17 protein-coding genes and 1 tRNA gene are annotated in these 22,527 nt (G+C 59.9%); 12 read left to right on the top strand and 6 right to left on the bottom strand.

Translation table 11 applies throughout. The features are described 5' to 3' along the window. Positions 1-39 precede the first annotated feature (39 nt). The gene (locus JAO77_RS14515; protein WP_198991054.1) at positions 40-1,533 is read left to right on the top strand and encodes a rubredoxin; all 1,494 of its coding nucleotides are present in this window, start codon (positions 40-42) and stop codon (positions 1,531-1,533) included. A 53-nt stretch (positions 1,534-1,586) separates the two neighbouring features. Beyond that, positions 1,587-2,273 carry a precorrin-2 dehydrogenase/sirohydrochlorin ferrochelatase family protein gene (locus tag JAO77_RS14510; protein WP_198991053.1) on the top strand — a complete coding sequence of 229 codons (687 nt, stop codon included), beginning with the start codon at positions 1,587-1,589 and terminating at the stop codon, positions 2,271-2,273. 36 nt (positions 2,274-2,309) lie between these two features. On the opposite strand, the gene gpmA is transcribed toward JAO77_RS14510, so the two are convergent. Beyond that, positions 2,310-2,999: a 2,3-diphosphoglycerate-dependent phosphoglycerate mutase gene (gpmA, locus tag JAO77_RS14505; RefSeq protein ID WP_198991052.1), complete on the bottom strand. Its 690-nt coding sequence runs from the start codon at positions 2,997-2,999 to the stop codon at positions 2,310-2,312. Positions 3,000-3,177: 178 nt separating this feature from the next. Between gpmA and JAO77_RS14500 the strand changes: the two genes are divergently transcribed. The 3 genes from JAO77_RS14500 (at position 3,178) to JAO77_RS14490 (ending at position 5,799) form a co-directional block, all read left to right on the top strand. Further along, a complete protein-coding gene (locus JAO77_RS14500) occupies positions 3,178-3,546 on the top strand; it encodes a hypothetical protein (RefSeq protein WP_198991051.1) in 369 nt (122 codons plus the stop codon). A 157-nt stretch (positions 3,547-3,703) separates the two neighbouring features. Next, entirely contained in the window at positions 3,704-5,599 is a 1,896-nt protein-coding gene (rpsA, locus tag JAO77_RS14495; RefSeq protein ID WP_198991050.1) for a 30S ribosomal protein S1, read from the top strand. A 129-nt stretch (positions 5,600-5,728) separates the two neighbouring features. Then, positions 5,729-5,799, top strand: a tRNA-Cys gene (locus tag JAO77_RS14490). A 27-nt stretch (positions 5,800-5,826) separates the two neighbouring features. Here the strand turns inward: JAO77_RS14490 and JAO77_RS14485 are convergent. Next, entirely contained in the window at positions 5,827-7,008 is a 1,182-nt protein-coding gene (locus JAO77_RS14485; protein WP_198991049.1) for an acyltransferase family protein, read from the bottom strand. A gap of 208 nt (positions 7,009-7,216) precedes the next feature. Between JAO77_RS14485 and cphA the strand changes: the two genes are divergently transcribed. From cphA to JAO77_RS14465, 4 genes are all read left to right on the top strand, one after another. Further along, entirely contained in the window at positions 7,217-9,883 is a 2,667-nt protein-coding gene (gene cphA, locus JAO77_RS14480; RefSeq protein WP_198991048.1) for a cyanophycin synthetase, read from the top strand. 14 nt (positions 9,884-9,897) lie between these two features. After that, positions 9,898-11,712 carry a DUF885 domain-containing protein gene (locus JAO77_RS14475; RefSeq protein ID WP_198991047.1) on the top strand — a complete coding sequence of 605 codons (1,815 nt, stop codon included), beginning with the start codon at positions 9,898-9,900 and terminating at the stop codon, positions 11,710-11,712. Positions 11,713-11,771: 59 nt separating this feature from the next. Continuing rightward, entirely contained in the window at positions 11,772-12,179 is a 408-nt protein-coding gene (locus JAO77_RS14470) for a DoxX family membrane protein (protein WP_198991046.1), read from the top strand. A 90-nt stretch (positions 12,180-12,269) separates the two neighbouring features. Continuing rightward, positions 12,270-12,902 carry a flavin reductase family protein gene (locus JAO77_RS14465; RefSeq protein WP_198991045.1) on the top strand — a complete coding sequence of 211 codons (633 nt, stop codon included), beginning with the start codon at positions 12,270-12,272 and terminating at the stop codon, positions 12,900-12,902. An 81-nt stretch (positions 12,903-12,983) separates the two neighbouring features. On the opposite strand, the gene JAO77_RS14460 is transcribed toward JAO77_RS14465, so the two are convergent. Next, the gene (locus JAO77_RS14460; RefSeq protein ID WP_198991044.1) at positions 12,984-14,009 is read right to left on the bottom strand and encodes an MBL fold metallo-hydrolase; all 1,026 of its coding nucleotides are present in this window, start codon (positions 14,007-14,009) and stop codon (positions 12,984-12,986) included. Positions 14,010-14,204: 195 nt separating this feature from the next. Further along, the gene (locus tag JAO77_RS14455) at positions 14,205-14,567 is read right to left on the bottom strand and encodes a hypothetical protein (protein ID WP_198991043.1); all 363 of its coding nucleotides are present in this window, start codon (positions 14,565-14,567) and stop codon (positions 14,205-14,207) included. A gap of 134 nt (positions 14,568-14,701) precedes the next feature. Between JAO77_RS14455 and JAO77_RS14450 the strand changes: the two genes are divergently transcribed. Next, positions 14,702-15,823, top strand: coding sequence for an esterase/lipase family protein (locus JAO77_RS14450; RefSeq protein ID WP_198991042.1), 1,122 nt, complete (start codon positions 14,702-14,704; stop codon positions 15,821-15,823). 76 nt (positions 15,824-15,899) lie between these two features. On the opposite strand, the gene JAO77_RS14445 is transcribed toward JAO77_RS14450, so the two are convergent. Beyond that, positions 15,900-17,159, bottom strand: coding sequence for a TPM domain-containing protein (locus JAO77_RS14445; RefSeq protein WP_198991041.1), 1,260 nt, complete (start codon positions 17,157-17,159; stop codon positions 15,900-15,902). Positions 17,160-17,449: 290 nt separating this feature from the next. Here JAO77_RS14445 and JAO77_RS14440 point away from each other — a divergent pair, with 290 nt between their 5' ends. Then, a complete protein-coding gene (locus JAO77_RS14440; protein ID WP_198991040.1) occupies positions 17,450-18,565 on the top strand; it encodes a catalase family protein in 1,116 nt (371 codons plus the stop codon). A 234-nt stretch (positions 18,566-18,799) separates the two neighbouring features. Here JAO77_RS14440 and JAO77_RS14435 read toward each other — a convergent pair whose 3' ends face one another. Continuing rightward, positions 18,800-19,354 (bottom strand): GNAT family N-acetyltransferase, encoded by a 555-nt coding sequence (locus JAO77_RS14435; RefSeq protein ID WP_198991039.1) that lies wholly within the window; start codon positions 19,352-19,354, stop codon positions 18,800-18,802. A 138-nt stretch (positions 19,355-19,492) separates the two neighbouring features. Here JAO77_RS14435 and hrpB point away from each other — a divergent pair, with 138 nt between their 5' ends. After that, on the top strand, positions 19,493-22,159 hold the full coding sequence (hrpB, locus tag JAO77_RS14430; RefSeq protein WP_198991038.1) for an ATP-dependent helicase HrpB: 2,667 nt from the start codon (positions 19,493-19,495) through the stop codon (positions 22,157-22,159). Positions 22,160-22,527: the final 368 nt, after the last annotated feature.

Genomic DNA, 22,527 nt, shown 5'->3' with positions numbered 1-22,527 from the left:
TTTCTAGGTAACGCGCCTTGCTTTTACGGGCGAAACCCCATGCCGACTCCGACCCATACCGTCAAAGTCAACCTACCTGGCGGCATCGTGCCAGCTGGCGATTTGCTCACCATCCTCGAAGCTGCCGAGGCGGCGGAGGTCGAGCATATCCAGTTTGGTAATCGCCAGCAGTTGCTTTTTATGGTGGCCACTGCACAGCGGCGCGCCTTGGTGCAGGCCCTAGCTCAGGCCAATATTCTGTGCGAAGTCGATGCTGACCTGCACCCCAACATCAGCAGTTCCTATGTGGTCGAAGACGTGTTTCACAACACGACGTGGCTGCGCGAAGGCGTGTACAAGGACATTCTGGACTTATTCGATTTTCACCCTCGATTGAAAATCAATCTCATCGACCACAACCAGACCTTCGTTCCCTTCTTCACCGGCAATCTCAATTTCATCTCTTCGGATACCAGCAACTACTGGTATTGCTACGTGCGGTTCCCCAAAACCAATGTGCTCTACTACTGGCCGGCGCTGGTGTATTCCGAGGATATTCCGGGCCTGAGCAGCGCCGTGGAGCGCGTCATTTACGCGAACAAGGAGCTATTCTTTGACCAGCCCGCTGCCAACGGGGCACTGCTGCACAGCTTGGTGAGCGCCAGCCAGGCCTTCGTATTGCAGCCGCTTACTGCGCCCCTCGCGCTACCCACGTTCACGCTGCCCTACTACGAGGGCTTCAACCGCTACGGCAGCAAACTGTGGCTGGGCATCTACCGGCGCGATGAGCAGTTTTCGGTAGCTTTCCTCAAGGACATCTGCCAGTTGTGCCTCCAAACGCGCCTAGGTCAGCTGTGCACCACACCTTGGAAATCGCTCATTATTAAAGGCATCGACCTGGCCGACCGGCCGCTCTGGGACGTGGTGCTGCGCCGGCACCGCATCAATGTGCGCCACGCTGCCAACGAGCTCAACTGGCAAGTCGAAGACCACTGCGCCCACGGCCTGGCCCTGAAACACGAGCTAGTGCGCTACTTCAATGAGGAGGATATTCGCACGTACCAGCTGTGCTTTGCCATTAAAACGCAGCCCAAAACCGGCTTATTCGGCTCCATCGTCGTCCGCCGCCACTTCGATAACCTAACCCAGACCGGCCTGCACGCCGAGCAATACGAGATTCTGCACACCCGCGACTTCAATCCTAACAACAAGGATTTTATCAGCTTTCGCAAAAAAGTAAACCGCGATAACCTGCCGTGGTACCTAGCGCAGCTCTGCGATTATTTCTACGAATTGCAAAGCGCCCCGGCCCTACCCCCTCTTCCCGAAGAAACGGCAACCGTCACGGCCGCCTCCCCCACTACCGCGCCGCTTTACCAATGCCAGCGCTGCCTCACGGTGTATGATGAGGTGTATGGCGACGAGACCCAGGGCATTGCTCCCGGCACCCCGTTTACTGCGCTGGCTACGTACTGCTGCCCTACCTGCGAGGCAAGCCTAGAGCAGTTCGTAGCCGTGCCCACGCCCCAAAGCCAGCGGCTTGCCACGGCGTAAAACGACCTAGGCCTGGCACACCATACGTTGCGGCTCGCCGCTACCTTCGCTCTATGCCCGACCAAAATCCACTTTTCCCGGCCTTTCTGAAGCTCGAAAACCTGCGCGCGCTACTCGTGGGCGGAGGCAATGTAGGGCTGGAAAAGCTAACCGCCATCCTACGCAACAGTCCCGAAACAGCCGTAACCGTGGTTAGCATCACCATGCTAGCCGAACTGCGCGAACTGGCCACCCGGCACCCCCGCGTGCAACTCTTGGCGCGCGCCTACGCCGAAACCGACCTAGACGCGCACGACATCGTTTTTGCCGCCACCGACGACCCCAGCCTACATCGCACCATCGTGGCCGCCGCCCACCAGCGCCGCCTGCTCGTGAACGTGGCCGATACGCCTGCCTTGTGCGATTTTTACCTTTCCTCGGTCGTCGTGAAAGGCCAGCTCAAAGTAGCCGTTTCTACCAATGGCAAGTCGCCCACCGTGGGCAAGCGCCTACGCGCCGTACTCGAAGAAACTCTACCTGAAGAACTCGACGAAGTGCTAGAACAAATGACCGTTATCCGCAACCGCTTAGCGGGCGACTTCGCCAATAAAGTAAAGTCCCTCAACGCCGTAACGGCCGAGTTGGCGGGCGGCAAAGCCTACGAATCGTCCGCTACTAAGCGCTGGCGACGCGTGGCCACTGGCTCGTTGCTAGCCGTTGGGGCACTGCTGGTTAGCCGCTTAATCAAGAGGCCCGAATAGCAGTAGCTTGGACTACAACGTTTAAGCTTCTTTCTGTTACTGCAGGTAGTAGTGCTTGATGCGGTTCAAGTTGTCATCTAGCTCATACACCAGGGGCACACCGGTGGGGATTTCTAGCTTGGTCACTTCCTCATCCGAAAGCTTGTCGATGTATTGCACAAGCGCCCGTATGCTGTTGCCGTGGGCCGCCACCACTACCTTCTGCTGGTGGCGCATGGCCCGCACAATGCGCTCGGTCCAGAAGGGCATTACCCGCTCCATGGTCGAACTCAGGTTTTCGGTCAGCGGCAATTCGCGGTCCGTTAAGTGCTTATATCGAATATCGTGGCCCGGAAAGCGCGGGTCTTCGCGCGTAACGGCCGGGGGCAGCGCGTGCGGGTCGCGCCGCCATAACTGCACCTGGTCAGCCCCATACTTTTCGGCTGTTTCGGCTTTGTTTAGTCCTTGCAGCGCACCGTAGAAGCGCTCATTGAGCCGCCACGACTTCTGAATCGGAATCCACATGCAGTCCATCTCATCAAGCACGTAGTCAAGCGTTTTGATGGCCCGCCGCAGCACCGACGTAAAGCCTTGGTCGAAGGTGTAGCCGTTCTTTTTCAGAATCTGCCCCGCTTGCCGCGCCTGTTGGCGGCCAGTATCGGTCAGGTCCACATCAGCCCAGCCAGTGAAGCGATTTTCGAGGTTCCATTGGCTTTCACCGTGGCGGATGAGCACGAGTTTTTCCATATAATGGTGCTTATTGAGATAGCACGCCAGCAAATACGGCAACTCCAGTGAACGGGTGGTGAGGTTGCTACTTCGCAGCTTGCTAACTCCTTATTTTTCAGGTAGCTCTCATGTCGTCTATTGTGACTAGTATAACTATCTTATGCGGAAGCCAACGATAAAAACTGATTATTGGGAATTGCGCTCTGCCGAAGAATCACATGCCAAGTATGGCGATAGCTTCTGGATTCCTGCATTAGAAGCTAGACAGGCTATAAAACGCGGGCAAGCGGCAAGACTAATATTTGACATTGAAGTTGATGATGAGAGGACGATAGATGTAGTGGGAGAAAGAATGTGGGTTATCGTCAAAGAGAAGATTGGTGATACTTATATCGGCATCCTTGATAACCAACCAGCCTGCTTAGATTTTGAAGATGATTTCTATCTCCGCCTAGGAGCAGAAGTGCCCTTCTTGGCTGAGCACGTCATTGATATTGATACTCCACCACAAGACCACTCCGATTGGCAGCTTAGCCTTGAGCCTAAGCGAGTCTGGCCTCGTTGAAAATCTGCTTGCCTATTTGCTAAACTCACTGAAAATCCGTACCTTTGCGGCCCTGTCAAGGCGGCAGGTCGGAAGATTTTTCTTTCGGAACCAACTCAAAATGCGCCCCGCCCTAGGTTCCGGTGTGGCGTTCAGTAGCTTAGGAACCTGCTATTACATGGCAGAATTGGTTGACGATTTCGACTGGGACAATGTCGGAGCCAGCGGCTTTGGTGGTAACTACAACGCCGAGCAACGCGCCGAGCTGGAAAAGCTTTACGGCGACACCCTCACCACCGTACAGGAGGAAGAGGTAATTAAAGGCACCGTGGTAGGTATCACCGACCGCGATGTTATCCTGAACATCGGCTTCAAATCGGACGGCTTGGTGCCGCTGAGCGAATTCCGTGACCTGCCCGAACTGAAAGTGGGCGACGAGGTTGACGTATTCATCGAAGACCAAGAGGATGCAAACGGCCAGCTCATCCTGAGCCGTAAGAAAGCTAAAATCAAGCAGGCCTGGAACGCTATTTATGCGGCTCTGGAGAATGATACTGTGCTGGAAGGCGTGGTGAAGCGCCGCACCAAAGGCGGCCTCATCATGGAGATGGATGGCGTTGAAGCCTTCCTCCCCGGCTCGCAGATTGACGTGAAGCCCATCCGCGACTTCGACATCTATGTTGGTCGCCGCATGGAAGTGAAAGTGGTGAAAATCAACGCCGCTTTCGACAACGTGGTTGTATCGCACAAAGTCCTCATCGAGAAGGACCTAGAGCAGCAGCGCGAAGCCATCCTGAACAACCTCGAAAAAGGTCAGATTCTGGAAGGCAACATCAAGAACATGACCAACTTCGGCGTGTTCATCGACCTCGGCGGTGTCGATGGTCTGCTGCACATCACGGACATTTCGTGGGGCCGCATCGCTCACCCGAGCGAAGCACTGCAGCTCGACCAAAAACTCAACGTGGTTGTGTTGGACTTCGACGAAGCCAAGAAGCGTATTTCGCTGGGCTTGAAGCAGCTGACGCCTCACCCATGGGATTCGCTGCCGGCCGACCTAGGTCCTGGCTCGCGTGTTCAGGGCCGCATCGTGAACGTAGCCGACTACGGCGCATTCATGGAAGTGGTACCGGGCGTTGAAGGCCTCATCCACGTATCGGAAATGAGCTGGAGCCAGCACCTGCGCAACCCGCAGGACTTCATCAAGCAGGGCGACACGGTAGAGGCAGTAGTACTGACCCTCGACCGCGAAGACCGCAAGATGAGCCTCGGCATCAAGCAACTGACCGAAGACCCGTGGACCCGTGGCGACTTCGCTGAGAAGTTTGCTGTAGGCACCAAGCACAGCGGCGCCGTGCGCAACCTGACCAACTTCGGCCTGTTCGTAGAACTGGAAGAAGGTGTAGACGGCCTCGTGCACGTATCGGACCTGTCGTGGACCAAGAAAATTAAGCACCCCTCGGAGGTGGTTAAAGTTGGCGACAAGCTCGACGTAGTAGTACTGGAGCTTGACATGCCCGCTCGCCGCCTGGCCCTAGGTGTGAAGCAGCTGGAGGAAAACCCCTGGGATACCTTCCAGACGGTGTTCACCCCCGGCTCGGTACACAAGGCTACCATCACCGAGAAGTCGGACCGTGGCGCTGTACTCGAACTGCCTTACGGCATCGAGGGCTTCGCTTACCCCAAAGGCTTGGTGAAAGAGGATGGCTCGAACGCCGAAAACGGCGAGTCGCTCGACTTCCGCGTTACCGAGTTCTCGAAAGATGACCGTCGCATCGTGCTGTCGCACACTGCGGTGTACAACAAAGAGGATGAGAGCAACCGCGCTTCTAACTCGAAGTTTGCTAAGAAGGCCCCCGCTGGCGGCGCTGCCCAAGGCGAAGGCAAACTGAGCGACCTCAAGAAGCCCGCCGAGAAGAACACCCTAGGTGACCTCGACGCCCTGAGCGCCCTGCGCGACCAGCTTGCTGGTGCCGAGCGCCAGGCTGGCGAAGACCGCCTGAAGGCGCGCGCCGAAGCTGGCACCCCGCTGGCTGGCAACTCGCCCGACAACGCTGAAATTCAAGGTTCGTAAGTCCTTGAATTAAGGTAACTAAGAAGCCCCGGTCGAAAGGCCGGGGCTTTTTTTATGTAAGTATTTCCAGCATTTAGGCGAGTAATTTTGGCAATGTGGTCTTTTTTCGTACCTTTGCCCGCCCAAGCCGGTAACGTGACCGAGTGGCTAGGTAGAGGTCTGCAAAACCTCCTACGGCGGTTCGAATCCGCCCGTTACCTCAACTAAACCCCCAGAAAGCTAGCTGCTTACCTGGGGGTTTGTTTTTTAGTAGCGCTGCTTGCTACCCTAGGTGGCGCCAGCAGCCGGTGTAAGGGATCTTCGACACCCTTGTAAAGGGCAATGGCCAGCGCATTGGTAATAAAAAAGCGCAGGGGTAGGCTGGTAGTGACGTGCAGGATGAGGAAGCGGTCGAGCAATTCGGCATGAATCAGGTAGAACGCGTAGCTAGCTTTACCAAACAAGTCGAAAGGCTGACTACTAAGTAAGCGCCCCAAACAAGTAGACTCGTGCATCAGGCCGTACAGCAGTAGGCAAATACCAGGCACGACTAACAGATTATTGATAACGATACGGCCCAAATCAGCCTGCTCGTTGCTCCAAGGCAGTGCATGATTTAGTACCAGCAGCCCCAGGCAGCTTAATACCCAGGCCCCTCCTACTGCAGTACAGGAAACGTGTCGGACAAGCCAATCCAATACAGGCGCTTGGCGCAACCATAGTAGCGCAAGGTAAATACCCCCTAGAAACTCGAAGCTACGGCCAAAGAAAGTAGCCGCTAGCATAAATGTGTAAGTAGGCATGAATCCAAACCGGTGAAAGGGGGCGGGCAAGGCTACTAACGCGCAGCCGATAGCTACGAAGCCTACAACATATAACGGCAAGCGTGCCGGCCGACGCCGCAGACCCAGCAGGAGAAAAGGCGCCAGCAGATAAAAAAACTCCTCCACGGTCAGCGTCCAGCCAGTGTAGATGCCCGTGAATCGAAACCCAGTAAACCAGCTGCGTAGCAGAGTCAGGTTCATGCCTATCACCAATGCCTTGCCTGGTAGGTGCGACTCAGTAAAGAGTCCTGTGTTATCGTATTGCGGAGCCAACTGGTACACCACAAAGTACAAGCAGGTAAGCAGAAAATAGAGCGGGTAGATGCGGGCGAAGCGGTGGCGAACATAGTTGACTAACCACTGGCGCGATAGGGTTAGCTGGCGCCCGTAGCGCACCCCGATAAGCAGGCCGCTTAGTACAAAAAATACCGTAACCCCTAGGTGAAACTCGCCGGTAATACGTTCGGGCAGGCTTTTGAGCTCGAAGGAATTGACATGATGAAAAAAAATAAGCCAGGCTGCTAGGGCACGTAAACCCGTCAGCGCCGGGAAATAAGGTTTTGCACCGGCAACGGGCGTAAGCGGAGTAGCAATTTCAGAAGACATTAAACAACAAGGAAGTGCTCCAAAATACTGCTGAACGGCGGCATCTAGCTGAATCAGTAGTGTTCAGGTTACTTACAGGTGCATCCTTGCCAGTTAGCTAGTAATGCCTCTTTTGCGGGCTTTGTGCGTATATAGGGCGCTATCAACGTATGGTGCCTACATTGCTAATCCGCTGGCCAAACTAGCGGCTTTTTCCTGACTTGCTTATATGAAGATTATTGACCTGCGCACGATGCGCGGCCCGAGCTATTGGTCGGTGAAGCACCTCCGACTGATTGTGTGCAAAGTTGATTTGGGAGAACTTGCCGGCGAATGGAGCAATACCCTCGATGGCTTTGCCGAGCGCCTCACGGCCCTGCTGCCCCAGCTGGGCCAGCCGCACGCGCCGGGCCGCCACTCCAACAAGCAGCTGGCTAAGCACCCTCCCCTCACCCAGGAGCAGCTAGCCGACGGCGAGCCCCTAGGGCACGTTATTCAGCACGTGGCGCTGGAGCTGCAGCGCCAGGCCGGCATGCCGGTGTTCTGGGGCAAAAGCTATCCCGCTCGTGAGGAAGGCGTGGAGTACGTAGTATTTGCCTACCAGGAGGAGCGGGCGGGCCGCTACGCAGCGCAGGCTGCCGTAGAGTTGGTAGAGGCCCTGGCCAAGGGTGAGGCCTTCGACCTAAAGCCGGTTATTGACGAGCTGCACGATATTCGGGAAGAGGAGTTTTTTGGACCTAGCACCTGGAGCATTGTGGCCGAGGCCGCCTCGCGCAACATCCCCTACATCCAGCTCAAGAATAGCAACATTATTCAGCTTGGCTACGGCGTAAACCAACGACGCATCTGGGCCACGACCACCAACCTAACCTCGCACGCGAGCGTGGAGGTGGCCGGCAATAAGAACCGCACCAAGGCCATGCTGGCCGATGGCGGCGTGCCCGTGCCCCGCGGCACCACAGTGTATTCAGAAGATGGCCTGCGCGACGCCATCGAAGAACTAGGCTTCCCCATTGTGACTAAGCCACTAGATGGCAACCACGGCAAGGGGGCTACTATTCGCATTACCAATTGGGAAGATGCGGTGGAAGGCCTGAAAGCGGCCAAGGCCTACTCGCGGGCCGTGATAGTGGAGCAGTACGTGCAGGGCGACGACTACCGCCTGCTGGTGGTGAACGGCAAGCTCATTGCGGCGGCCAAGCGCACCCCCGCCGCCGTAACCGGCGACGGCGAGCGCACCATTCAGCAGCTCATTGATAAAGTAAACGAGGACCCGCGCCGCGGCGTGGGCCACGAAAAGGTACTAACCTCCATCAAGGCCGACCAGCACACGCTGGACATTTTGAAGGGCAAGGAACTATCCCTAGAATCGGTGCTGCCGGCCGGCGAAACGCTGTACCTCAAGAGCACGGCCAACATCAGCACCGGCGGCACGGCTACCGATGTTACGGACCTCATTCACCCCTATAACCTACTGCTGGCCGAACGCGTGGCAGGCATAGTGGGGCTCGACATTTGCGGCATCGACTTGCTCACCAGCGATATCGCAATTCCACTGAACGAGACGCGGGGCGCGGTGATTGAAGTAAACGCGGCACCGGGCTTCCGCATGCACATTGCCCCCACCGACGGGCTGCCGCGCAACGTGGCCGCACCGGTTATTGACATGCTCTTCCCGGCCGGCTCCACGGCGCGTATCCCGATTATCGCCATCACGGGCACCAACGGCAAGACGACAACCACACGCCTGATTGCGCATCTGGTCGGCAGCACCGGCTACAAGGTTGGCTTCACGACCACCGATGGCATTTACATTCAGGGCGTGCAGCTGCAGAAGGGTGACTGCACGGGCGGGCAGAGCGCCGAGTTTGTGCTGCGCGACCCTACTGTGAACTATGCGGTGCTCGAAACGGCGCGCGGCGGCATGCTGCGCTCGGGCCTGGGCTTCCATAGCTGCGACATTGCAGTGGTGACCAACGTGGCCGCCGACCACCTAGGGCTGCGCGACATCTACACTGTGGAGGAAATGGCGGCCGTGAAAAGCGTGGTACCCCGCACCGTGCCCAAGCACGGCTGGGCGGTGCTCAACGCCGACGACGACCTAGTGTATGACATGGGCCGCACGCTCGACTGCAAGGTGGCGTACTTCTCGATGAACGAGAACAACCCACGCATTCAGGAGCACGTGGAGGCTGGCGGCGTGGCGGCGGTGTACGAGGAAGGCTACGTCACGATTTACAAGAACTCTTATAAGCTGCGCATCGACCGGGCCCTGGAGTTTCCGGTGACCCTAGGGGGCCGCGCCACCTTCAACATCGAGAATGCGCTGGCTGCCGCGCTGGCGGGCTACCTGGCGGGCTTCGACAAGGATGCGATTAAGACAGCGTTCCGCACCTTCATCCCTTCGGCTACCAAAACGCCGGGGCGCATGAACAGCTACAAGTTTCCGCGCTTCGAGGTCATCGTGGACTACGCCCACAACACGGCGGGCATCACGCGCTTTGCCGAGTTTATGGAAGCTACCCCGGCCACCCGCAAAATTGGGGTAGTGAGCGGCCTCGGCGACCGGCGCGACGAGGATACCCTAGGGTTCTCGCGCGTGGCAGGGCGCATCTTCGATGAGATAATCTTGCGCCAAGACCGGGATTTGCGCGGCAAGTCGGCGGAGTTCCTGCGGGAGATAATGACGCGCGGCCTGCGCCTCGACAAGCCCGAAGTGCCCATCACCTACATCGAAAATGAGATGGACGCCATCGACCACGTGCTGGCCACGGCCCCCGAAGGCTCGGTGGTAGTGCTGCTGACCGAAAACATCAGCGGCACGCTTAAGAAGCTCGACGAGTTTGAGGCTAACCTAGGCAAAGACGCGGGCACCGCCCTGTCTTATCAGATTTAATTTACTTCGCTTCCATGAAATACCTCGCGCAGGCGGCGTTGGCCGCTGCTGCCCTGTGGCTGGCGGGCTGCCAGTCGTCTACCTCTTCTGATAAAACCAGCTCGGAAACTACGGCCACTACCAGCGGTGACAAGGACCTCAATGCCTTGTTTGACAGCTACTGGGAGAAAAACTCACAGCTGTTTCCGCTCGATGCCACGGCCTACGGCGACAACCGCTACAACGACCAGCTGCCCAACAACCAGGCGCGGGCCTTCCGCGACACGCTGCGCAATTTTTACCAGGGCTACCTCACGCGGCTGCAAAAATTTGACCGCGAGAAGCTGGATGCGAACGACAAAATCAGCTACGATATCTTTCAGTATGAGATGAACCACGGGCTGGCGGGGCTCAAGCTAAACAGCTGGATGATACCGGCCAATCAGTTTTATGGCTTGCCCATCACCCTAGGGCAGTACGGCTCGGGGCAGGGCATCCAGCCCTTCAAAACAGTGCAGGACTACGACAACTGGCTCGGGCGCGTGCACGGCTTCACGGCCTGGACCGACTCGGCCATTGCCAACTTCCGCACGGGTCTGAAGGCGGGCGTGGTGCTGCCGCGCGCCCTAGTGGTGCGCATGGTGCCGCAGCTCTTGGCCAAAGACATCGTAGTAACTGACCCAACCAAGAGCCTGTACTACGGCCCGATAGCTAGCCTGCCTAAGGACTTTTCGGACGCCGACAAAACGCGCCTGACGGAAGCTTACAAGAAGGCTATTCTCACAGAGTTGGTACCCTCGTACAAGAAGCTAGGTACCTTTTTGCAGACCGAATACCTGCCCAAGTCCCGCGCCACAAGCGGCATCGACGCGGTAAACGGCGGCAAGGACATCTACGCCTACGAGGTAAAATACGCGACGACCACCGACAAAACGCCCGCCGAAATCTACCAGATTGGGCTGGCCGAGGTAGCGCGCATTCGAGCTTCGATGGAGCAGATTAAGGCCGAAGTTGGCTTCAAGGGCGACCTAAAGGCTTTCTTCAAGTACTTAAACACCGACCCTAAGTTTCGACCCTTCAAAACGCCGCAGCAGGTGCTGGCGGCCTTCGAGGACATTCACCAGCGGATGCTGCCCAACTTGAAAACGATGTTTGGGCGCACGCCCAAAACGCCGTTTGAGATTCGCGAAACCGAGAAATTTCGCGAAGCCTCGGCGTCGGCGGAGTACAACCAGGGCTCGCCTGATGGCTCGCGGCCGGGCATTTTCTACGTGCCCATTCCCGACGCCACCAAGTTTGCCACTACCTCAGGCATGGAATCGCTGTTTTTGCACGAGGCTATTCCGGGCCACCATTATCAGATTTCGCTGACCCAGGAGAATACCAGCCTACCCAAGTTCCGGCGCTTTGGCTTTCAGACGGCCTACGTGGAGGGCTGGGCACTGTATTGCGAAAGCCTGGGGCCCGAGCTAGGTCTTTACAAAGACCCCTACCAGCGCATGGGCGCCATGGGCGACGAAATGCTGCGCGCCGTGCGCCTAGTGGTAGATACCGGCTTGCACTCGCGCCAGCTCACGCGCGAGCAAGCCATTGCCTACCTGCTCGAAAACCTGAGCACCACGCCCGACGAAGCCACCTCGGCCATCGAGCGCTACATGGCTATTCCGGGCCAGGCGCTGGGCTACAAAATCGGGCAGCTCAAAATCAGGGAGCTGCGCACGAAGTACGAAAAACAGCTTGGCAGCAAGTTCAAGCTCAGCGACTTTCACGACGAGCTGCTGAAAGATGGCTCGATGCCGCTGGCCGTGCTCGAAAAGAAAATGGACGCTTGGGCAGCCAGTGTCAAGTAACGGCTTGTAACCATTTAGCGGAAAGCGGCGAATCAGTAGGTTCGCCGCTTTCTTTTTATATGAAATTCAACAACTTCGAGCTTGCCTTTGTGCTGGGGCGCCTGCTCCTAGGTCTCAATTTTCTGATGCACGGGCTCGTGCGCATCCCCAAGTTAGCCGTGTTTCGGGCGGGCATCGAGAAGGAGTTTGCCGCCGCCCCGCTGCTGCCGGCCCTGGTGAGCGCGTTTGCCACGGCGCTGCCATTTGTAGAGGGTGCTATCGGCGTGCTGTTGCTGCTGGGGCTCTTTACGCGGCCGGCCCTAATAGCTGCCATGCTCGTGATAATGAGCTTAGTCTTCGGCAGCAGCCTACTTGAAAAGTGGACGCTGGTAGGCGACCAACTCGTGTACGGGCTCTACATCATCACGCTGGTGCTGCACTTGCAGCGCAACCGCCTGTGCCTCGACGTGGTAAGCCCTCAAGCCTAGGTAGCTTTCTTAGCCAATCGCTTTTCGCGGGTATAGTCAGCCCGCCGTAGGCGGGCGTATCCGTTAAATCCTAAAAATCCGTTTGAATCTGTGGTCCATATAACCGCCGCCGACATTTCGGCCTTCGAGAAAATCTATCGCCTCAACCTTGTCAATGGGTTGCCAGGCTACAAGCCGGCCAACCTGGTGGGTACGGCTGCGCCCGATGGCCAAACTAACCTGGCCATTTTCAGCTCAGTACTGCACCTAGGGTCCGACCCGGCCGTGCTGGGCATGGTAACGCGGCCCAATACCGTGCCGCGCCATACCTACCAAAATATTAAGGACAATGGAGGCTGCTACACGCTCAACCACGTGCCACTGAGCCTAGTAGCCCAGGCGCACTACACGTCGGCTAATTTCGACGACCAGGTGTCGGAGTTTGAAGAGTGCGGCTTTACGGCCGTGCACCGCGATGGCTTTCCGGCGCCCTACGTGGCCGAAAGCCCGCTTAGCATTGGGCTGCGGCTGCGCGAGGAGCACCCCATTTTCAACGGTACCGTGCTGCTCGTGGGCACCGTAGAGCACGTGTACCTGCGCGAGGAGGGCCTGCGCCCCGATGGCACGCTTGACCTGGTGGCGCTGGGCGAGGCCGTCATTTCGGGGCTCGATGGCTACCACGCCGTATCACCGCCGCAGCGCTTCGGCTACGCCCGGCCAGGTCAGTTTCCGAAAGCTGAATAAAGAAAGCGGGCGCCTAAACCAATTGGTTTAGACGCCCGCTTTCTTTATTCAATATAATTCGTTGAGCCAGAGCCCGAAGGCCTAGGGCCGATAGGGGCGCGGGCGGGCCGGACGGTCACGGTACCAAGCACGGCGATGTCTTTTGCGACCCCCCTTCTTGTTGGCCAGTAGTAGGCCGGCAGCGGCCAGCAGTACCCCAGCCACAGCTAAGCCTTTTATAACGGGGCTAACCAGGGGTGGCGGCACCGAGCGGACACCATCGGCATCGGCTATAGCGGGCTGATGAGCGTAGCGACCTAGTTTGGGGCGAGCTATGGTGTTGAAATGCACAGCCAGGTGGGCCAGCTCAGTGCGCAACACCTCGCCGTGCATCGGAATGCCGTGGCCCGTGGCGGCCACCTCGGGTACTAGCGTTACCAGTTCGGCCACCGACACGCGGGCCGAATCCCAGTCGGGGGTGAAGTAGGCGGGCGGGCCATGCACCTCCTGGCGCTGCGTGTAGGTGGCAATGGCTGACTCGCCCTTCACGGTAGTGAAGGCATCGCCCGCTACTAACACCCGGCCTTCTTCCCGGAAAAACGATACGTGGCCCGGCGTGTGGCCGGGCGTGTGCAGCCAGCGCCAGCCGGGCAGGCCGGGCACGCTGCCATCTTCGGGCAGCGGGTGCACGCGGTTACCTAGGTCGTAAGGATGCTTGGGGTACACAAAAGACATGTACGCCATGAGGCCTCCGCCCACGGTGGGGTCGGGCGGCGGGTAGCCCGAGCGGCCCGTGAGGTAGGGCAGCTCTAAGGGGTGAGCATACACGGGCACCTCGGGCCAGAGCTTCAGCAGCTCATCGAGGCTGCCGGCGTGGTCGAAGTGCGCGTGTGTCATCACGATGGCGATGGGCGCGTTGGCGGGGCCAAATGCCTCTTCGGCGTACACCTTGATTTTATCGGCCGAGCCGGGCAGGCCGGCATCAATCAGCACCCAGGGGCCGTGCGGCTGCTCGGGCACGGCGGCCGCGTAGTAGAGGTTGACAAATACGTCGCGCAGCGCGTGCAGGCCGGGCACCACTGGCATGAAGGCGGGGGTAGTGGCCCGCGAAGCATCATTGGAAAGCATAGACAGCAAGGATGGGAAACATGAATTGCCTGGGCCGGCAGCCGCAGCATATACATAGCCTACGGCCCGCGGCACCTTAAGGCTTGGTTTTACCACCTAGGGCCGGGGCTGCCGCCGCTGCTTAGCTGCACCGCCACTATACGTAAAACGCCCCCCGCCAGGCTGGCAGGGGGCGTTAAGACATCGCACAACTATTTATTGGTTGCCGTCGGGCGCCGTGGCGTTGCTGGTGGGCTTGGCCTGGTCGGTGGTGCCAAGCTCACCGCTGGCCGACTGGGGCGAGGCGCTGCTCTTGCCGGCCGGTGCCGACTGCTGCTGCTCTTCGGGGCTGGCCGTTTGCAGGTCGGTGGCCGAGCCTTTGCCGATAGGCGTGCGCACGTTTTGGACGTAGTTAACGCTATCGCGGTTTACATCGGCATTGGTGAAGCCCGGCGTGCCGTTGAAGCCGTGCTCAAACTGCGTATTTACGCCAGGGCTGTATTTGTAGTCGCAGGCCGTGAGCAGCGCGGCCGAAGCACCCAGCAACAGCGCCAGGGCGGGGCGAAAGGAGAAGTTCATACAAAAAATAAAAGGAGTGTTGGTGCAAAGATGCAGCCCGGCTGCGTTTAGACTTGGACGGGTCCGCCGGATTTTTGTTGCCGCGGGGCCTGCTTCGCCCGCGCTTTCGCTGTTCATTCTTCTTACTGCTTGCTATGGCCGCCTTTTTCTCGCCCTCCCCGCTGCGCCGGGCCCTAGGTACCCTCACGCAGGTGGCCCTGGCGCCGGTGCGCGGGGCCGCGCTGGTGTACCAGTCGGGGCGGGCGCACCAGCATTTTTTCTTGCCCGTGCTCAATGGCGCGCTCGGCGACCAGCTGGCCGCCCGCCACGACCCGCGCGCCATTGCCCTGAGCTTTCGGCGAGGCGGCCGCGATGTGACCGTGGCCGACTTAGGCCTGAGCGAGCCGCACCAAAAGACGGTGGTGTTCGTGCACGGGCTCATGGGCGACGAGCTTATTTGGCAAACCGGCCTGGCCGAAGCGCCCGGCGGCCCACTGCGCTACGGCCCGCGCCTAGCCGCCGAGGCCGGCGTGCGGGTGCTCTACGTGCGCTATAACACGGGCCTGCACATTTCTGAAAACGGCCGCGGGCTGCACCAGCTGCTCACCGACCTGCACCACTCCTACCCCGATGCCCTAGGCGAGCTCGTGCTGGTGGGCCACAGCATGGGCGGGCTTGTTATTCGCTCGGCGGGGTACTACGCGAGTAAATCGCAGGAACTGCGCACCAAAGCCGGTGCTAAAAAGGCCAAAGCAGCCGAGGAGCCGCTGCCAACTACTGCTTCCTGGCTGGCGCACGTGCGCTCTATCTTTCTGCTGGGCGTGCCGCACGATGGCTCGTACCTAGAGCAAAACGGCCAGTTGGTAGAGCGCCTGCTCAAGCGCATTAACCTACTGCCCACGCGCTTTGTGAGCAATGCCATTGCTCGCCGCTCCAACGGAATCAAGGACCTAGGGCAAGCCCTGCTGGTAGACGAAGACTGGCAGCAGCCCGACGACCCAGCCCTACCCCGCCCGCGCACGGTGGTGCCGCTGCTACCCGGTGTGCGCTACCATGTGCTGGTGGGCGCCTGGCTGCGCGCCAACCTGCCCCGCGCCGTGCGCGACTATTTTGGCGATGGCCTGGTGGGCGCAGCCAGTGGCCAGGGGCAGCTATTTGGCGACGAAACGGCCCTGCCGCCCGGCACCAGCGTGCGTACGGCGCGCTTTGGGCAGCAGCACCACGGCGGGCTGCTGCGCCACCCCGAGGTATACCACTACCTGCGCCAGTGGCTGTAGCTTCCGGCAACAAAAAGGCCCGCTTGCGTGCTGCAAACGGGCCTTTTTGTTGCCGGAAGCTACCTAGGGCAGCTACTTACCACGAGCCTTGGTTATCGTCGGTGCTGTCAAACCCCCCGCCGCCAGTGTCGTCCGATGACATATCATCGTATGACCCGCTATCGCCGGAGAAGTAGTCGCCCGAGTTGTCCGAGCTATTAGTATCCGAGAAGTAGTCGGGGCCAGCGTCGGCGCCGCTGTTGCTGGTGCCGAAGTAGTCGCTGGCTGCATTAGCGGGCGGCACGGCCCCGGCCCCGCCAAGGCCCGCGCCCGCTGCGCCCGTGTCAAAGTTGTGCGCCGCGCTGCCCGAGGTGTCGTGGCCCTCCGACATGCGATTGCCTATATAGGCGCCAGCCGCAGCAGCGGCCCCAGTAGCCAGCATGCCGCCTATGCCCGGGCCCGAGCTAGGCGCTTGGCCGCCATAGCCCCCACCGTAGTTGCCACCCTGCGGGTAGCCCTGGTTACCTTGGTTGCCCATAAAGTTGGGCGTCTGGTTGCCCCCCACAGGGCCATTGCCCCGGAAATTAGGCGTCGGCGACTGCGCCGCGGCATTGTTGTTATTGCGGCTAAACAAGCGCTTTACCAGCCAGATGCCACCGCCAATCACGAGCGCTCCAATGAGGAGCGAGCCGATGCCTAGGCCGCCACCCGAAGAAGCAGGCTCTGGGGTTGCCTCGGGGTAGGCGGGCGTAGTAGCTGCTGGCTCGGTGCTGGCAGTATTCATAGCGTTAGGGGTGGTGGTAGCATCTGTGGCCGATGCAGCACCAGCGCCGGCCGCAGCCGCGTTGTTTTTGCGCGGGTCCGAGCTGGGGTTAGCCGCCAGCATCAGGGTGTTCAGGCCTTTGCGTAGCCCAGCAAAGTAGTTGCCTTGCTTGAACGCCGGAGCCATGTCCTGGTTCATTACGCGCTGGGTCAATTCGGGCGTAATAGCGCTGCGCAGACCCGAACCGGCTTCAATGCTCATTTTGTGCTCCTTGCCAGACAGCAGCACCACAATGCCGTTGTTTTTGTCGCGCTGGCCCACGCCCCAGGCAGTGCCCAGCTGGCGGGCGTAGTCGGCCACGTTGGTGCCACCCAGCGAGGGCACCGTCACCACCACCACCTGCGTGCCGGTGTTGTCGGCGTACTTGCGTAGGCCGCCTTCCAGCTTTTTGGCGTCGGCTGCCGATAGCAGGTTGGCTTGGTCTGTAACAAAAGTAAAGGGCTCCGGCCGGGCCGGAATGCCGTCGGCCGCCGCGGCTGGGCGCGCAAGCCCAACCGCTAGCGCGAGCAGTAGAAAACTGAAAAATCGAGACATGGCGAAAGTGTGCTGAAAGAATGGAAAAGTTTCACTTTCCTTGTACGGCAGTTGTCTACCTAGGGCTGGCTTTTGGGTGCGCTTAGCTATCGGCTTAGGCAACCTTGTCACTCCTAGGGCCTTCGGCAGCCCAAAGCTACCCAAGGCCCTGCCTAGCAGTGCTTCTTAGATATACTATTCGCCAGCCCCTAAACACTAATTGATTAACGCCTACTAACCAATACCTAACCTCATCCGTACCGACAGCACCGTGCTCACCAATGGGGCGGCACTTGCTTTATCTATTCCTTATGCCTACCACGCCTGCCTCCTACGTTCGCTTCGCCGACGGCGTCGAAGAAATTCAACCTAATGAAGACCAGCTAGGCGACGAAACTGTGGCCTCAATGGCGCGGGTGGCCCGCCTCATGTTTGAGAAAAACCGCCACGCCATCCGCGATGCCCACGCCAAAAGCCACGGTATTTTGCGCGGCGAGCTACACGTGGCGCCCAACTTGCCTGAGCACTTGGCGCAAGGCATGTTCAGGGAAGCCAAAACATATCCGGTTATCATCCGCCTGTCCACGTCACCAGGGGCTATTCAGCCCGATAGCCAGCCGGCCGTGAAAGGCTTTGCCCTGAAAATTATTGGGGTAGAAGGCAAGAAATTTCTGCCTGAGGAAGCCGACGCCCTCACCCAGGACTTTCTGATGGTGAACGATACCATCATCCCGACCGGCGATGTGAAAAGCTACCACGACATGCAGCTGCGCATCGAAAAGCTGGCCCACGGCCCCGAGCTACTGCAAACCGCCATCAACAAAGTAGGCGTGCTAGCCGACAAGGCGCTAGAAGTTATCGAAGACTTAGGTGGCCCTAAGAAAGAAGTGGAGATGGTAGTGCAGGCGCACCCCAACAACCACATGCTGGGCGAAACATACACCACGCTTGGTGCCATTCGCTATGGCGACTATGTGGCCAAAGTAAGTGTAGCGCCGCTTTCTGAGAACCTGAAAGCGTTGGCGGGCAAGGAAATGGACGTGAGCGAGCCGGGCGCTTACCGCGACATGGTCGTAGACTTTTTCCGTACCCAGGGTGCCGAGTATGAACTGCGCGCCCAGCTTTGCACTGACCTCAAAACTATGCCCGTCGAAGATGCCTCCATCGACTGGCCCCAAGACCAAAGCCCCTACCAGACGCTGGGCAAAATCGTGCTGCCGGCGCAAGATGCTTTCAGCCCTGCCCGCCGCGTGTACGCCGACGATGTACTGTCGTTCAACCCCTTCCATTGCTTGCCTGAGCACCTGCCCCTAGGTAGCATCAACCGGGTGCGCATCAAGGCCTACGCCTCCTCCACCAAGTATCGCCATATGATGAACGCCACGGCCAAAGTAGAGCCGACGGACATCAACCAGCTTCCCGACTAAAACGTATTGAGCTTCAACCGCGTAATAGAAGTATCTCCTTTAGCCCATAGACCATGAAGACGCCCAATCATACCGACCCGGAAACCAAGAAGAAAGAAAAGAAAAACGAGGTGGTCGAGCAAAGCAAGCCTGACGGCAAAAAGACAACCACGCAAAAGAAATAACGCATCTACTGCTTTCTAGCAAAAGAGCCCGGCTACGTGCGTAGCCGGGCTCTTCTGTGTTAGGCCTGTATCAGCTTTGCAGCGCCGCGGCGGGTTCAACTACCCGCTCGAAGCGTACGTGGCCCTCTTGGGCGGGGCCCACTAGGGCAAAGCCATTGCGCACCAGCACCTGCTGCGAAGCGGGGTTGTCGGTGCGGGCGTGGGCCACCAAGCGGCGCACCTGACCGGTGGCGGCGGCCTGCTGCACCAGCCCACTTACCAGCTCGGTAGCCAAGCCCTGCCCGTGCCAATCGGCGGCGATGGAGTAGCCGATTTCGGCCGTGCCCGCCGCATCGGGCGGGCCCATGAAGCCCCCCGTGCCAATAAGCGTGCGTGGCGTGTCGCCCTCGGCCTTGCGTAGCGCGTACCAGCCGTACCAGCCAGCAGCGTTGCGGCCGTCCGCCGTCAGCTTCTCCAAAAAGTAGTGCATGGCCTCGCGGTCGTAGCCGCGGGGTGGCCAGTCGGTAGGCAGCGCGGCCCCGAGCAACACCGGGAAATACTGGGGCTTGTGCAGCTCGGCGGTGAGCAGCGCCCGGCTGGCCGCCAAGATGATAAGACGCGGGGTCTGGACAATCAGTGGAATCATAGCTGCTATATACGGCCCGCGTTGCCCAAGCAGGCTACCTAGGGCCAGTAATTGTTGCTGCCCCGGCCACGCGGTTCGGCTGCCAAGCCAGCCCATCCGCGCCGGGCGCAGGCGGACCCAGCGCGTAATTTTGGCTTGATGCCGCACTCGTTTCGCCTTCCTCCCCTGCCCGACCTGCCCATCGTAGCGGCGCTGCCCGCACTGCGCGAAGCCCTGGCCACACAGCCCCGCGTGGTGCTTGAGGCGCCGCCGGGCGCCGGCAAAACCACCGTGGTGCCCCTAGAGCTGCTGGCCGCCGAGTGGCGCGCGCCCCACCAAAAAATACTAGTGCTGGAGCCCCGCCAGCTCGCCGCCCGCGCTGCAGCGGCCCGCCTGGCCCAGCTACTAGGCGAGCCCGTGGGCCGCACCGTAGGCTACCGTGTGCGGCTCGATAGTCAGATATCGGCCGATACGCGGGTGGAAGTCATCACGGAGGGAATTCTCACGCGCATGCTGCAAGACGACCCCGCGCTGGAAGACGTAGCCTGCGTAGTGTTCGACGAGTACCACGAGCGCAGCCTCAACGCCGACCTAGGCCTGGCGCTGGCGCTCGATGCACAGGCCGTGCTGCGGCCCGAGCTGCGCATCCTGCTCATGTCGGCCACCCTAGAGGCGCAGCGGCTAGGCCAGTGGCTGCCGGCGCCCGTAGTGTCATCGGCGGGGTTCTTGTTTCCTATCGAAACCTATTACCTCGACCCGCGCCGGGCCGCCGCCCTGCCGCCCAAGCCCAGCGAGCGCCTGGCCGAACTGGTGCCTGGGCAGGTACGCGCCGCCCTCGCCGCCCATGAAGGCGACATATTAGTATTTCTGCCCGGCGTAGCCGACTTGCAGCGCAGCGAGAAAAAACTGGCCGACAGCCTGCCGCCCACTACCGACCTACACCTGCTGCACGGCGAGCTACCCCTCGAAGCGCAACAGGCGGCCCTGCGCCCCGCGGCGGCTGGCCGCCGCAAGGTCATCCTGGCCACCAGCATCGCCGAAACTAGCCTCACCATCGAGGGCGTGCGGGTGGTAATAGACGGGGGCTTTGCCCGGGTGCCGCGCTTCGTGCCGCGCACGGGCTTTACTACTCTCGAAACAGTGCCCGTGGCCCAGGCCGCGGCCGACCAGCGCCGGGGCCGCGCCGGCCGCCTCGCGCCCGGCACCTGCTACCGCCTCTGGACCGAAGCCGAGCACTATCAGCTGCCCGTCCATCGCCCGCCCGAAATTCAAACCGCCGACCTCAGCGGCCTGGTGTTGGAGCTGGCCCTGTGGGGCACCCACGACCCCAGCAGCCTGCGCTGGCTCGATGTGCCCCCCACGGCCGCCGTGGCCCAGGCACGCGAGCTGCTGGTTCGCCTAGGGGCTATGAGCAATGGGGGTAATTTGAGTAATAAGAGCAATGAGCCTAGTCTTGCCCAGGATAATGAGGCGGCATTACTCCCATTACCCATCACTCAAATTACCCAGCCTACGCCCCACGGCCGGCAGCTTGCCAAGCTAGGCCTGCCGCCGCGCCTAGGGCACCTGGTAGTGCGTGGCACCGACCTAGGGCACGGCCCCGCCGCCACGGCCCTAGCTGCCCTGCTGGCTGAGCGCGACCTGCTGCGCTGGGCCACGCCCCACGACCCGCGCCCCCTGCCCCCCGACCTGCGCCTGCGCCTAGAGGCACTGGCGAGCGGCCGGCCGCCACTGGCGGGGCTGGCCTTGCACCACGCCACGTTGCAGCGCGTGCGCGAGGTGGCGCGCCACTTGCAAGGTCGCGCGGGCGGCAAGCAGAGTCCTTCGGCGGCCCATCTCACGGCTTCGCCCGTGGGGTTGCTGGCGGCCCTAGCCTACCCCGACCGGCTAGGCCAGCGCGAGGCTCCCGACCGGCTGCGCCTCGTCACAGGCCAGCGCGTGAGCCTCAAGACCGAAGATGTAGACCCCCAGGCTCGCTTTTTTGCGGTGGCTTACTTGGCGGGCACGGCCGCTGCGCCCCGCGCCACCCTGGCCGCTCCGCTCGACCTAGAAGAGTTGGAAGAGGGCTTTGCCGAGCAAATCAGCACCACCGATGAGGTGCGCTACGATGCCACCGCGCAGCGGGTAGTGGGCCGCCGAGTACGCCGCCTAGGGGCACTTGTGCTGGCCGAAAGCATGATTGGCCAGCCCGATGCTACGCTAGTGGCGCGGGCGCTGCTGGGCTACTTGCAGGAAAGCGGACTGGGCAAGCTCAACTGGACGGCCGGGGCCCGGCAGTTGCAGCAGCGCCTCACCTTCTTGCACCAGCTGTTAGGCGATGCAGCGTGGCCAGCCTTCGACGATGAGGCGCTGCTAGCTGACCTAGGCGATTGGCTGGGCCCGCACCTAGCCGGCCTCAAGAGCCTCGACCAAGTGCAGCGCCTCGACCTGACCGAGCCCTTGCTGGCGCGGCTGCCTGGCGACTGGGCCCAGCGCCAAGAGCTTGACCGCCTCGCCCCCGCTGCGCTTGAAGTACCCAGCGGCTCGCACATCACCCTCGACTACGGCGACCCCGCCGCCCCAGTGCTGGCCGTGAAGCTGCAAGAATTGTTTGGCCTCACCGAGACCCCTACGGTGGCCGCGGGCCGGGTGCCGCTGCTGCTACATTTGCTTTCGCCCGGCGGCCGGCCAGCCCAGGTCACGCGCGACCTGCGGTCTTTTTGGGAGAAGGGCTACTTTGATGTACGTAAAGACTTGAAAGGCAAGTACCCCAAGCACCCGTGGCCCGATAAGCCGATGGAGCATATTCCTACTAAGCTCACCAAAAAGCGCCTGGGAACGTCCTAGGTGCCGTGGTAGTAGCACAAGGAGTTCATCTGCTAGTACAAAAACTTACGCGCTAGTATATTTTCCAGGTAGCCGCTACAGCGCCGACAGCAGGATATAAGCTACTAAAAGATAATGCAATAGCCACAAAAACAAATTGCCCATCTCAAACTGAGATGGGCAATCCAACTTTTCCTTTTCCTGTTTCTAGAAAATCTATTCGAACCCTCTTGCAGGCAACTACCTCAACCTAGCACAAGGCCACGGCTGGTAGGGTGATGAATAAATTATCTGATACAAAATTACAGGCAAACCGTGTAGGAACACGCAATTGGCGATGATTGTAGCTATTTAGTCGCTCGATGGCGCTTCTTTCTCTGTAAACGAGT

The organism is Hymenobacter sp. BT559, assembly GCF_016427535.1.
In the GTDB taxonomy this organism is placed as follows: Bacteria; Bacteroidota; Bacteroidia; order Cytophagales; family Hymenobacteraceae; genus Hymenobacter.
This window is presented reverse-complemented; position numbering and strand designations above follow the sequence as displayed.